Origin of the sequence: Acinetobacter sp. NIPH 1852, assembly GCF_022549455.1 — a bacterium.
Taxonomy (GTDB): domain Bacteria; phylum Pseudomonadota; class Gammaproteobacteria; order Pseudomonadales; family Moraxellaceae; genus Acinetobacter.
Window position 1 is genome coordinate 258,510 of record NZ_JAKZGG010000001.1, and the last position, 12,797, is coordinate 271,306.

General features: G+C 40.0%; 10 protein-coding genes and 1 tRNA gene. 4 read left to right on the forward strand and 7 right to left on the reverse strand.

Annotated features, from left to right (window positions below; all coding sequences use genetic code 11):
- The first annotated feature begins 55 nt into the window (after positions 1 to 55).
- On the forward strand, positions 56 to 1,042 hold the full coding sequence (locus MMO38_RS01290; protein WP_005195482.1) for a DUF6607 family protein: 987 nt from the start codon (positions 56 to 58) through the stop codon (positions 1,040 to 1,042).
- A 142-nt stretch (positions 1,043 to 1,184) separates the two neighbouring features.
- On the forward strand, positions 1,185 to 1,883 hold the full coding sequence (locus tag MMO38_RS01295; RefSeq protein ID WP_241322187.1) for a GntR family transcriptional regulator: 699 nt from the start codon (positions 1,185 to 1,187) through the stop codon (positions 1,881 to 1,883).
- A 39-nt stretch (positions 1,884 to 1,922) separates the two neighbouring features.
- Here the strand turns inward: MMO38_RS01295 and MMO38_RS01300 are convergent, their stop codons facing one another.
- From MMO38_RS01300 to MMO38_RS01320, 5 genes are all read right to left on the reverse strand, one after another.
- Positions 1,923 to 2,867, reverse strand: a complete 945-nt coding sequence (locus MMO38_RS01300; protein WP_241322188.1) for a PDR/VanB family oxidoreductase — start codon at positions 2,865 to 2,867, stop codon at positions 1,923 to 1,925.
- Positions 2,868 to 2,879: 12 nt separating this feature from the next.
- On the reverse strand, positions 2,880 to 3,956 hold the full coding sequence (locus MMO38_RS01305) for an aromatic ring-hydroxylating dioxygenase subunit alpha (protein ID WP_241322190.1): 1,077 nt from the start codon (positions 3,954 to 3,956) through the stop codon (positions 2,880 to 2,882).
- Between the two features lie 185 nt (positions 3,957 to 4,141).
- Positions 4,142 to 5,329, reverse strand: a complete 1,188-nt coding sequence (locus MMO38_RS01310; RefSeq protein ID WP_241322192.1) for an OprD family outer membrane porin — start codon at positions 5,327 to 5,329, stop codon at positions 4,142 to 4,144.
- Position 5,330: 1 nt separating this feature from the next.
- The gene (locus tag MMO38_RS01315; RefSeq protein WP_241322193.1) at positions 5,331 to 6,287 is read right to left on the reverse strand and encodes a formylglycine-generating enzyme family protein; all 957 of its coding nucleotides are present in this window, start codon (positions 6,285 to 6,287) and stop codon (positions 5,331 to 5,333) included.
- Positions 6,288 to 6,297: 10 nt separating this feature from the next.
- Positions 6,298 to 7,974, reverse strand: a complete 1,677-nt coding sequence (locus MMO38_RS01320) for an arylsulfatase (protein WP_241322194.1) — start codon at positions 7,972 to 7,974, stop codon at positions 6,298 to 6,300.
- A gap of 399 nt (positions 7,975 to 8,373) precedes the next feature.
- Between MMO38_RS01320 and MMO38_RS01325 the strand changes: the two genes are divergently transcribed.
- Together MMO38_RS01325 and MMO38_RS01330 are read left to right on the forward strand one after the other, a co-directional pair.
- Entirely contained in the window at positions 8,374 to 9,720 is a 1,347-nt protein-coding gene (locus MMO38_RS01325; protein WP_241322196.1) for an MFS transporter, read from the forward strand.
- Positions 9,721 to 9,752: 32 nt separating this feature from the next.
- The gene (locus MMO38_RS01330) at positions 9,753 to 11,033 is read left to right on the forward strand and encodes an OprD family outer membrane porin (protein WP_241322198.1); all 1,281 of its coding nucleotides are present in this window, start codon (positions 9,753 to 9,755) and stop codon (positions 11,031 to 11,033) included.
- Position 11,034: 1 nt separating this feature from the next.
- Here the strand turns inward: MMO38_RS01330 and MMO38_RS01335 are convergent.
- Both MMO38_RS01335 and MMO38_RS01340 read right to left on the reverse strand, forming a co-directional pair.
- Positions 11,035 to 11,110: transfer RNA gene (locus MMO38_RS01335), tRNA-Arg, on the reverse strand.
- Positions 11,111 to 11,179: 69 nt separating this feature from the next.
- Positions 11,180 to 12,538 carry an amino acid permease gene (locus tag MMO38_RS01340; protein ID WP_241322200.1) on the reverse strand — a complete coding sequence of 453 codons (1,359 nt, stop codon included), beginning with the start codon at positions 12,536 to 12,538 and terminating at the stop codon, positions 11,180 to 11,182.
- Between the last annotated feature and the right edge of the window lie 259 nt (positions 12,539 to 12,797).

Below are 12,797 nucleotides of genomic sequence, written 5' to 3' on the forward strand. Positions count from 1 at the left end.
AGTGTTTTATTTTTGTTGATTTAAATCAGTATCTTAAATAGGATTGGACGTTTTTATGCAACTTAATTTGTCTTATGTTTTAGTCGCAGTATTGGCTTTGGGGGGGGTAAATGCAAATGCTCAACAGCAACCAGCTAAATTAGCTGAGGCATTACAGTACTCATCTTTACATCAAAACCTAACCCAAGAACAAGCTCGTCAAGCAATATTGAAAATGGCGGGTGAGTATCGAGTTGATTTTCGTTTTGAAGAGCTGTATGCATTGAAAGATGGTTATTCGATCAAAGATGATGACTTGTCAAGTGGCTATGAAACCGTAATTGTGCTTGAAAATACAGCCAACAAAGTTTCTTTACAGCATATTTTGGTTGCAAGTGGGCATGTTGTTAAGCATTGGCGTCAGGACTGGGAATATGAACCTAAACACATGTGGAGTTATATTGGCGATTACAAATGGCAAAGTATTCCATTAAAGAAACAAGAAACTAAAGGCAAGTGGTTACAAACTGTTTGGCAAGTGGACGACTCTCCTCGATATGCAGGTCTAGGGCAGTGGACGCAAAATAATGGAGCGGTTGAATGGGTCTCGAATGAAACTTATCGACCATTGCCACGTCGTGAGCATACCATTCGGAATGATTACGATGTGATTATTGGTATTAATCGCCATGCCTTAACTGCAACGGGCTGGGTGCATGAGCAAGATAATATTAAATTTGATACCAAGACCAAGACTGCACTTGCGCGTGAGTTGGGGGTGAATCAATACAATAAAGTGGGTAATTTTGATTTCAAACCTGCTTATGATTATTGGAAAGAAAATGCAGCTTATTGGAGTGCGGTAAGAGCTGCATGGAATCAGGCATTTAATCAAAATAAAGTAGTTGCTTTAAAATTTGCCAAGAAAGATGAGAAGTCGCATTTTAGCTATTTTAATGATGAGGCTGCATCAGTAGCTGGCAAATCGGTTCAAGCAGATCAACTGAAATTACAAGCTAAAACGCTACTTAATCAGCAGCTTGTTGAAGGTAAAATTCATTAATTAACTATAGCTTAAATCCCATGCTTTATTGAGGCATGGGATTGTTTATTTGATGTGTTTAATTGCGCCTCTAAGGAAAATATTATTTTCATTTTATTAGTGAACTTGCTAGCATCGAAGATCAAAGATAATTTGCGATAGTGTGTGGAACAGCATGTCTTCAGGACAACAAGTTTTAATTAAACTCAGAAAAATGATTATTGCAGGAGAGTTTGAAGGCGGTACTAGACTTGCAGAGATTCCAACAGCTGATTTGCTTGGAGTTTCTAGGCAACCCATCAGAATGGCATTTCGCCTGCTTGAACAAGAAGGTTTGCTGATTAAAAATCCAACACGGGGTTATACCGTGAGAGAGATTTCTGAGAAGCTTATTCACGATGCGCTTGAGGTGCGTGGTGTACTGGAAGGATTGGCGGCAAAAACATTAGCAGAGCAAGGATTAACTGATCAGCAAAAACTCACCTTGCAAGAATGCATTCAGGAAATAGAACAGCTTTTTAATGAGCATACTGAATTTGGTGATGCTGAATTAGAGCGCTATCACCACTTTAATGTAATTTTTCACGATACGATTATTCAAGGAGCGCAAAATGTAGCCTTGCTACAAGCCTTAGCCAAAAATAATCAATTGCCTATGGCTTCGGCACAAGCAATTACTTATGATCAGACCCAAGCTTTGTCGGAGTACCGTCGACTGCATTATGCGCATTTACAGCATTGTTCCATTTATGATGCTTTGCTCCACCGTCAAGCTGGGCGTGCAGAAACATTAATGCGTGAGCACAGTAGTGTGGTGATTTTGGGTGAAACTTTAAAAAATATTCTAAGTGAACAAGATTAAAGAGTTCCTTTTAACCATTTTTAAAAGGAACTCAATACATTAAAGTTCAATCACTAGTTTTCCTGATTTTGCTCGAGAACAGCAAGGGGTAAATTGGTTATTAAGTGCATGCTCTTCATCCGTCATGAAGATATCACGATGGTCTGGAATGCCATCAACCACACGAGTGATACATGTTCCACAGATACCTTGTTCGCAGGAAATCGGCACATCAAAACCATGTTCAATTAAGGCTTGGGTTGCGGTTTGATGAGCTAAGACTTCGATTTGACGATTTGTGCCCTTAACCTCAATGGTGAAGGTTTCATTCGTGGAAGTATCCGCGATTTGAGCAACAAAATGTTCCTGATGTAATTGTTCTGCCAACCAGCCGGCTTGTAAAGCTGAGCTAATAACAAATTCCATAAAACCTGTAGGGCCACAGACATATAAATGTTTATCAGGAGAACTTTGCTCCAGTGCATGTGACATATCACAACCAGTACCTGGTTGATCTTGAATATGAAAATGGACTTGATTGCTAAAATGCTCGGTTAAATTACCATGGAAAGCAATCATGTCATGGCTGCGAACAAAGTAATGTAACTCAAACGGGATTCGTGCTGATTTAAGTCGATATGCCATCGATAAAATGGGGGTGATTCCGATACCACCTGCAAATAAAATGGCTTGTTTGGTTTTGGATTGGATCTCAAACAAATTGCGTGGTTCCCCAATCTGTAAATGGTCGCCTTCATGGTATTCATGATGAATACAACGTGACCCACCGCGTGAATGAGTATCATGTAAAACACCAATGACATAGCGATGTCGCTCACTGCAACAATTCGAAAGTGAATATTGTCGGGTTAAACCATTTTTAAGATGTACATCAATGTGTGCGCCTGCTTCAAAAGCGGGAAGCTTTGAGCCATTCGCTGAAACGAGTTCAAATGCACGAATCGAGGGGGTGAGTTGATGAATTTTCTGAATGATTACGTCCATGTTCATCTTCCTTTAAATCACACGAATATTGGGAAACTTCTGCTTAGGTATATCGGGAGTCGTTTTGTTTTCTTCAGAAAGCAGGCGATCAATAACTCTGCGTGACTGTACGCCACCTGCATCAATGTTAAGCATTAGTAATTTTCGGTGCGGATTGTTTAAAATATTTTGTTGTTGCTGTTCTAGCATTTCTAAATCTTCAGTGAAGATCTTGCCTTGGCCCTCACGAATTTCATCGGTGAGTTCGACATTGTCTGGTTGGAAATTGCGTGCCATTCCCCAGAAATACCAGTGCGAAGTTTCGGTTTCAGGTGTAATGAAATCTACGACGATTGAAGATACTTTTTTATCTTTCGGTGCATCATATCCACCACATCCCGCATGTGCGACACCCACTTCAATATGTACGTTGCTTGGAGCGAAGAAATGGCAGCGCTGCCAACGATCTACAGGCACATCATCGGCTAAATTGTTGCCACGAAGTGCCATTTGCCAAAATGGTGGTGCAATAACGTTTTCCATATAACGTTCAGTAATGACGTGATCACCGTCCACTTTAGTCACAGGTAGTGCTTCATCAATTTCTTTTTGACCAATACTGCTTGAGTGAACATAGGTCTCATGTGTCAGATCCATGAGATTATCCACCATTAAGCGATAATCACATTGGATATGAAATAAGCCGCCACCATAGCTCCATTCAGGATGTTCGGCCCATTCTAGCGTTGGAAGTTTTGATTCATCGGCCAACGCTTGTTCACCTGGCCAAACCCAAATAAACCCGAACTTTTCAATCGCCGCATACGCTTTATTGCAAGGAAAACCGTGGGTGCGCTGGGCTGGCATAGAAACAGTTTTTCCATCACACCCCATGACTAAACCGTGGTAGCCACAGACCAGATTTCCATTTTCCACATAGCCTAGGGATAGGGGGGCACCGCGATGCGGGCAAAAATCTTCAACGGCTGCTACTTGGTTTTCTTTTGCACGATAAAAAACAATCTTCTCGCCACAAATTGTACGACCAAGTGGTTTATCTTGAATTTCTTCTGGGCGGCATGCCACATACCAAGCATTTTTAATAAACATGTGTGACGTCTCCTTATCACTTATTGGATCCAATTTATAATAAATGATAAAGTTGGTCAACCCATCAAGTCGGGCTGACTTCAAATTTAACTGTTATTTTGTGCTTAAATTGATGTTTTTAGGTTGGTTTGTTTTATGGGGTGATCTAAAGAAAGGGACTTATTGGATCCATATTTGAGGGTTTTTCAAAATTTTACCATATAGTGAAGCATCATTCTTTGTTCATCTAGGCTTTTTCCATATTTTGTATCGTAGTTGATGTTTAAGAATAGAAGTTTCAAATTTTTGACGACGTGATTTAAATCATATTGGATGAGTAGGTCGCTTTCTTGTTCAAAATCATCTTTATTTTGCGTTTGAAATGAATCGCCGTATATGTATTTGTAGGTGATCTTTAGTCCTTTTATGTAGTCTTTAAAATCATAGCTAGTCACGAAGTGATAGGATTTTTCATTGGCTTTAGTAAATGCCCCTAATGTCCAGTTCATCATGTGTGGAATCGGTGATCCATCGAGTTTGGGTATCCCATCTCTACCAAAATTCTCTTGATAGCCGAATCCGGTGCTAAAGTTACCATGCTGTATAAAGTGCATTGCGCCTAAGGATGTATTGTTGTATTCACCTAATTTTGCATTCCCAATATCTGTGTGTTGAAGCATGCGGAATTTTGTACTGTGTTGATTTGACCATTGATAGTCAAAGGCGAAGTAACTCTGATTGATGATATCGGTTAAATAACCATTGTAGAATTTCCATGTGTACTGTGGTTTTTTTCCATTCCATTCGAAAAAATATAAACCATCAGATTCTTGTTTGGAGATAGCCAGTTTTCTATAGTCCTCTTCATTTCGAGGAGAATATCGGTTGATAAATCCGAGCGTGAAATTCTGTTGTTGATGATGATATTTAAATTCAGCGCCTTTGTAATTAACCCTTAATTGATGGGTGTCTACTTGTGGTGTCAGTGGGGTATTTGGAGTGATTTCACCGATATTGATACGAAAGTCTTGGTACTCAACTGCTGCGCCTAAACCGTATTTACTGTAGTGCTGGGCTTGTTGTTTTGTGTCAGGGTCAAATGGTAGGGTGAAGTCATTTGAGTGCTGATCGGAACTGAGCCGATAGGCATATTGTAAGCTGGGCATAAGGTGAAGTTGGACATCATTTAATTTTACCGACCAGTCGCCACGATAGAGCAAGCCTTGGCTCAAGCTGTTTGAATTCGCACTACGATCATCTTTGTAGTCGCGCTCAAAGCTAAAGGTTTTAAAGCTAAGCTCATTTTGAAAATTAAAAGTTTCGGTTGCATATGCAGAACAGCAGGCAATAGTAATCCCTGAGACAAACATCCCATACGTTAAAAAATCTTTCATGTTAATTCCTTTTTACGGTTCTAAATCCAACGTGACTCGTTGCTAAATCAAGCTCTTGTGGGTGTCTCGCAGCAGCGCGATAACGTGCGCAATAATTACTTGCACACAGGTATGAACCTCCTTTAATGGTGTATTGAAGGATACTGTTTGGGTCATTTCTGTAAATTGCTGGATTTCCCATATGGTGGTCTCTTGGTCCTGTATAAGGCGTTTGAGTCCACTCCCAAACATTTCCAATCATGTCGTATAGCCCAAAGGGATTTGACTTGAAACAACCTACGGGCGCCACGTCATCAAAGCCATCTTGTTGGGTGTTTTGATAGGGGAATTCACCTTGCCAGTAATTTGCAATAATGTGTCCTTGATGGGTTGGGCCAATATCTGGCTGTTGTTGAAATCCTTTGGCGGCATATTCCCATTCGAGTTCTGTTGGTAGGTCATGTCCTAACCAATGTGCATAGGCATGGGCGTCATTCCATGTGATTAGGCGTACAGGCTCACTTGGAAGTGGAGATCTATTTGTACCCCAGGGCTGCTTCCAATTAGCTCCTTGTTTAAAAGTCCACCATTGCATTTCCTCTACGGGGGTAGTCGGTTGAGCAAAAACAGCGGCACCGCCTTGTTTTTCAGCATCTGTGATATAGCCAGTTTGCTGGATAAACTCAGCAAATTGAGCGTTGGTTACTTCGGTTGCGTCAATCCAAAATGATTTGACTGAGCTGGGTTCTTGTTTGAAAGGTTTTTCATCGTCATAACCTTGTGTTGAACCAAGCTGAATTTGTCCAGCAGGGAGTTGAATCTTACCTGCAGTGTTGTTTTCTGGCCAATCGGGAGGTAGGCCAGAATAATCTGAACATTTTGATATGTCGCCTAGGTTTAAAGCCATCTGCTCATTGGGTGCATGTTTTTGACATCCAGATATGAAGAGGAGTGGTAAGAGCATGATGATCATTTTCATCAGCTAACTCCTATTTCTTGATGTATTGTTCGAAATCGACAACACCATTTTCATCGGCATATTTTAAGTACTTATCATTTAAGATTTTTACGATATCTGGGTGTTGAGTAGAAACATTATGCTGTTCATTGAAATCTCTTTTTAAATTATAAAGTTCCCAACCTTGACTGTTGAATTTTGATGGTGAGTTTTCTACAATTTTCCATTCATCATTTTTTGCATAACGACTACCGTGTAGCTCTTTGAAGTCGTAGTAATTTATGGGGCGAATACGTGCATGATTGCTTTTTAATGCAGGAATTAGGCTAAAACCAGAGGGTTGAGTTTTTTTGCTTGATGTTGGGTAAAGTTGATCAGATTGAATATTTGCTAGTTCCATCACGGTTGGGAAGACATCGCGTACAGTCGCAAAATGATTGTTGATTCCTCGATCTTTGGAGAGGTGTTGCGGATATTTGATGATAAAAGGGACTCGCACACCACCTTCTGAGGCGGCAGATTTCCAATAGGTGAAGGGTGTGCTACTCACTTCTGACCAACGTGGTCCCATATATACATAGGAGGTGGCTTTACCAATATTTTCATAGCTGTTGTCTGCTTCACCCATTGGGAAGTTATGATTTCCCCCTTCGGCGCCATTATCAGACATGAAAATGATGAGTGTATTTTCATATTGATTATGTTTTTTTAGATATTGGATAACATCTCCAATACGATCGTCCAATTGGGTGATCATGCCTGCATACACTTCCATTTTCCGAGTTTCATATTTACGTTCTTCTGGAGATAGCTCTGACCAGCTTTTGGTATTGAGTGCCTGATTTCCTTGTTGTGTTGGGAGTTTCGCGTTAGCTGGAATCAATCCTAATTTTTTCTGCTTTTCAAAGCGCTGTTTTCTGATCGCGTCATAGCCTTGATCATATTTTCCCTTATAAAGATTTAAATAAGCATCTGGTGCCTGAATTGGCCAGTGGGGTGCGGTATAGGCAAGATAAGCAAAGAAAGGTTTGGCTTGTTTATTCTTATCAAGATATTCAAAAGCTTTTTGAGTAAAGTAATCGGTGGAGAAATAGCCATCGGGCAACTCGGTTTTTTGACCATTCTCGGTATATTGGACCTTCCGTGGATAGTTTTTGGGTTGCTCTTTGAAGTGTAAGTCGAAGCCATCCAGTAGGACAAAGGATTGATCAAAACCACGTGCATGAGGATTGTGTTCTGGTGCGTGACCTAAATGCCATTTACCAACCATGAAGGTGTAATAATCTTTGCGCTTAAGAATTTCGGCGAGGGTGTAGGCATTTGGGGTTAAATGACCAGAATAACCATCAATTTTTAGTAGTGCGCGAGGGCTATCCTTGCCTACTAGAGTCTCTTGGCGTTTGGATGTTTCATACATCGCGCCTAAACCCACGAGATGATTGTCAGCTCCTGTCATGAGTTGTGCTCTGGTTGGTGAGCACATTGATGACGCATGGAAATTGAAAAGCATTTTTCCTTGCTTTAATAAGCGATCAATGTTTGGTGTCTTAATTTCACTACCGTAAACCCCTATGTCTGAAAAGCCCAAATCGTCTGCCAAAATAATCATGATATTAGGCGTTTGGGCTGTCTTGGCATGAGTTATGGGGAGGGGGCTTCCTAGAAAAGTGAGTCCAAGTGTGAACTGGGCTATTTTTTTTAGCTTCATATCGCAATCCTTTGGTTTGGGTGGTGCATCGTGCACTCAAGGGGTATTTTTTGTTTAAAAAGTAAGCTCACTAAAAGCATAATTTATTTTTACAATTGGATCCATATTTAATTTTAATAATTTAATAAATGTTTATTGATTATATTGTTTAGGCTTAAAAACGATAAAATCCAAGAGTATAATTTTAAATTTTAAATTGATTTGAAAAACATATTGATTTTTTGGATCCATTTATTCAATATAAAAGTAGCAGGATGCTTAACAACCGTATCGATAGCATACGGTTTGTGAAATCAAACAATTTTTATAAATCATTTTGGATAGGGATATGCATGATTAGCCATCGCACGCTTTTTGCTTTGATATATGTGTATTTTGTCCAATCTTGGAGATATACACATGAGCAGAGATGTTCTCAGTGAAATAAATCAAAATAAGATGAGCCGCTATCAGTGGTTCGTGATTTCAATTTGTATTTGTCTAAACATTATCGATGGCTTTGATGTCATGGTCATGGCCTTTACTGCACCTTCAGTATCTGTGGAATGGTCACTCTCTGGGGCACAAATAGGGTTGCTATTGAGTGCAGGACTATTTGGTATGGCTGCTGGTTCGATTTTTTTGGCTCCATTCGCTGATAAAATTGGTCGCCGTTTATTGATCTTGGTTTGCCTTGTGATTGCGGGCTTAAGTATGTCAGCGTGTGCTTTGGTCAATAGTCATAGTATGTTGGCGTTCCTCCGCTTTATCACAGGGATCGGAGTCGGCGGTATTCTTGCAAGTAGTAATGTTTTGGCGAGTGAATATGCGAACGGTCGATGGCGAAGTCTTGCGGTGAGTTTGATGTCCACTGGTTATGGTGTTGGTGCAACATTGGGTGGTGTGTTATCGCTTGCACTGATTGAGCATTTAGGTTGGCGTTCAATTTTCTTGGCGGGTGGTATTGCAACGATCATGATGCTGTTTGTGAGTATTTGGTTATTACCAGAATCTTTAGATTATCTATTAGCAAAAAGACCAAAACAGGCATTAAAACAAGTTAACAGCACCATGCTACGTATGGGAGCTAATCCACTTTCAGTTTTACCATTTTATCTAAAAACTGATGAAGATAATCGGGGCGATTTTGCGAAGTTGTTTGGTGGTCATCTTGGATTTCAAACGCTTTGTCTTTGGTTTGCTTTCTTTTTAGTAATGTTCGGTTTTTATTTTGTGATGAGTTGGACACCAAAGATTTTAATTTCGATGGGCATGTCGGCTGATCAAGGTGTGACTATCGGTATATTAATCAGTATTGGTGGGATTTTTGGGGCCGCAATTATTGGTTTACTTGCGTCTCGTATCAAAATCTTCTACGCATTAAGCCTATTTTTAGGATTAACCGCAATTTGTGTATTTTTATTTGTTGCTGTTTCGGCACAAGTAAGTGTGGCTCTAATTGTTGGATTGCTTTTAGGGACACTTATTAATGGCTGTGTAGCAGGTTTATATTCGATTTCACCTACAATCTATGCGGCTGATATCCGTAGTCGTGGCGTGGGTTATGCGATTGGTTTTGGGCGTATTGGCGCTATTTTATCGCCAACCGTTGCAGGTGTTTTCTTGGATAAAGGTTTAGCACCAGCCACACTTTATGCGTACTACGGGGTCGTGTTTATTTTTGCTATTTTCCTGATTTTAGCGTTAGCAAAAGCTTTTTATCGGAAAAACCAAGTACAAGAATTTTCTTCAGAAGTGACCTCTTAAATCTGCTTAAAATTAAATAGTTGAGATAATAAATGAAAAGGACATCTGTATGGGTGGGGATCTGCTTGTGCCCGTTATTTAGTCATTTGGCGCATGCTGAGCTGATTTTGGACAGTAGCGCAGAACTGACACTTAGAAATTTTTACTTTGATCGAGATTATAAAAAAGACCAATATCCCTCTACTGCTGCGCGAGATTGGGCTCAGGGTTTAATTTTTAAAGGACAGTCGGGTTATACCGAAGGTCCAGTTGGATTCGGTGTCGATGTATTGGCTATGGCTGGTTTTAACCTAATGGGAAGTCGGGTAGATGATTATGCCCGTAGTGGTTTATTGCAAATAAATGCCGATAATTCGCGCGATGATTACTATGGAAAAATCGGGCTAACAGGTAAAGCTAAATTTAGAAAAAATGAACTTTTCGTAGGAGATCTGGTGCCGCAATTGCCGACTATATTTTCATCTCCGGCGCGTTTGTTTCCACAGACTTATCGTGGCATTCGCTTTGTTTCCAATGAAATTCCCAATTTTCAGTTAGAAGGGTTTTATGTCGATGAAGTTCGTCAACGCGATTCGATTCGCTATACCGATGTTGGTGCAGATAATATTAACCACCGTTTTGATAGAGCCGCAACGACTGAGCACTTCTATAGTTTTGGGGGCAGTTACCAATTAAAAGATTACCGTTTGCGCGCTTATCATGCTGAACTTAAAGATATTTACCAACAACAATTTTTAGGCTTTAACGGAAAGCAGGCTTTAAACGAACAACTTAATTTTCTAAGTGATGTACGGTTTTTTAATAGTACTGAAACTGGAAGCAAACAAATCGGAGAGATTGATAACCGTCATATGAGTGGTTTATTTGGTTTGAATTATCACAATCATACGATTTCTTTGGGATATATGCAGTCGTTTGGTTCGACCGGATTGCCATTTTTGTCGGGAACCGAAAGTCCTGTTGTGCTTGATTTTATGAGTTCGGATTATTCCAACAAGGATGAAAAAGTCTATTCAGTTCGTTATGAGTATGACTTTAAAAATGCACAGTTAGGTGATCTGCCCTTAAATGGACTTCGCTTTATGACCCGATATGCGAAAGGGGAAGATATTGATTTGCTCCAATATGGAGATCAACGTTTTAAAGAGGAATCAATTGAGTTCGATCTAGGGTATAAAGTCCCTGAAGGAAAATTACAGGGTTTGGGAATGCGTGCACGTTTTTCTCACTATCGTAACGATATGCCGATGAATATGACTTTTCACTCAGCCAACGAAACACGTTTCAATATTGATTATAGTTTCAAGTTCTGATTGGTACGCTCAGCGGGACTCGAACCCACGTCGGTCGCTTAGGAGGCAACTGCTCTATCCAGTTAAGCTATGAGCGCATAGTGCAATGATTATAAACAAAAAAGTGATTGCCGAAGCAATCACTTTTTGATTTAACCGATCAAGTGTTAGGTCTTGGATTTACGATTTAGAATTTTAAATAAAATAAACATGAGTACAATCCAGATTGGAATCATCAGGACAGACTCTTTAAAGCCTTGCTGCCACATGATATAGAGAACTACAGCAATAAATGCTAAAACTAGATAGTTACTAAAAGGTGACCAAAGCGCAGGGAAGCTGGTTTTTAGGTCTTTCTGTTTTACCATCGCCTTAAACTTCAAGTGCGTTAAGCTAATCATTGCCCAGTTTAAAACTAAAGCGCCGACAACCACATACATCAAATGACCAAGTGCTTCTTCTGGCACAAAGTAGTTCAAGAGTACGCAGCCAAAGATCAATAACGCAGAGAGTAAAACAGCAGGGATTGGTACGCCTTGTTTGTTGGTTTTGGCAAATACCTTCGGTGCATTACCTTGTTGAGCTAAACCAAACAACATACGGCTGTTGGCATACATACCACTGTTATAAACTGAGAGTGCTGCGGTTAAAATAATAAAATTCAATAAATGAGCAGCCCAGCCGATCCCCATCTGACTAAAAATCATTACAAATGGGCTTTTATCCAAACCACCTAAGTCAAGCTGATTCCACGGCACAAGCGATAGTAAAATCGTTAATGAACCGATATAGAAAATCAGGATACGAAACACGACTTGGTTAATGGCTTTCGGAATCGTTTTCTTTGGATCTTTCGCTTCAGCCGCTGCCATTCCGATCAGTTCAATACCACCAAAAGCGAACATCAGGAAAGCCAACATGAAGAATAAGCCTTCAAAACCATTTGGGAAGAAGCCGCCATGGGTCCAAAGATTACTAAATGAAGCGGTTGAATTTGCATCAGCAGTCGCAATCAAGAACAAACCAAAAAGAATCATCGCAATCACTGCGGTGACTTTGATGATTGCTAACCAAAATTCTGACTCGCCGTAGAATTTGACATTGGTTAAGTTGACAGCGGTGATGACTACAAAGAAGAATAAAACTGAAGACCAAGCAGGAATATGAGGCCACCAGTAACTAATGTATTTTGCGACAGCGGTGAGTTCCGCCATCGCCACTAAAATATAAAGGACCCAATAGTTCCAACCAGACAAAAAGCCTGGAAATTTACCCCAATATTGATATGCAAAATGACTAAATGAACCTGCAACAGGTTCTTCGACGATCATTTCACCGAGTTGACGCATGATTAGAAAAGCAATCAAACCGCCAATCGCATAACCCAAAATAATAGATGGTCCAGCAGACTGGATCACTTGTGCAGAACCTAAAAATAACCCCGTACCAATTGCCCCACCCATTGCGATGAGTTGGATATGACGGTTTTTTAGTCCACGCTGAAGTTGAGAGGAATCGTTGTTCAAAGGACTGAGCTCGACGAGGAATAAGTGGATTATTCTAATAGATTGAAAGATTTTCGCCTAGTAAAAGTACAGGAAGGCTATGACTGGAAAGTAGTTTTGAAAAATATTTTAAAATCATATATTTGAATTGACGGTAAAATGGTGGGAGAAGAATATTTGAGCAACCAAAACACTGTTTTGCTGTTTAGATCACATTTTTTTATTTTGTTGCCATTGTTAAATCATCTCAATATGCAGAATATACAGAGTAGATTTTAAC

Bases quoted from the DNA above. Each gene is read 5' to 3' on its own strand.
- MMO38_RS01305 (WP_241322190.1), bottom strand. From the start codon at position 3,956: ATGTTTATTAAAAATGCTTGGTATGTGGCATGCCGCCCAGAAGAAATT.
- MMO38_RS01310 (WP_241322192.1), bottom strand. From the start codon at position 5,329: ATGAAAGATTTTTTAACGTATGGGATGTTTGTCTCAGGGATTACTATT.
- MMO38_RS01290 (WP_005195482.1), top strand. From the start codon at position 56: ATGCAACTTAATTTGTCTTATGTTTTAGTCGCAGTATTGGCTTTGGGG.
- MMO38_RS01300 (WP_241322188.1), bottom strand. From the start codon at position 2,867: ATGGACGTAATCATTCAGAAAATTCATCAACTCACCCCCTCGATTCGT.
- MMO38_RS01320 (WP_241322194.1), bottom strand. From the start codon at position 7,974: ATGAAGCTAAAAAAAATAGCCCAGTTCACACTTGGACTCACTTTTCTA.
- MMO38_RS01330 (WP_241322198.1), top strand. From the start codon at position 9,753: ATGAAAAGGACATCTGTATGGGTGGGGATCTGCTTGTGCCCGTTATTT.
- MMO38_RS01315 (WP_241322193.1), bottom strand. From the start codon at position 6,287: ATGAAAATGATCATCATGCTCTTACCACTCCTCTTCATATCTGGATGT.
- MMO38_RS01325 (WP_241322196.1), top strand. From the start codon at position 8,374: ATGAGCAGAGATGTTCTCAGTGAAATAAATCAAAATAAGATGAGCCGC.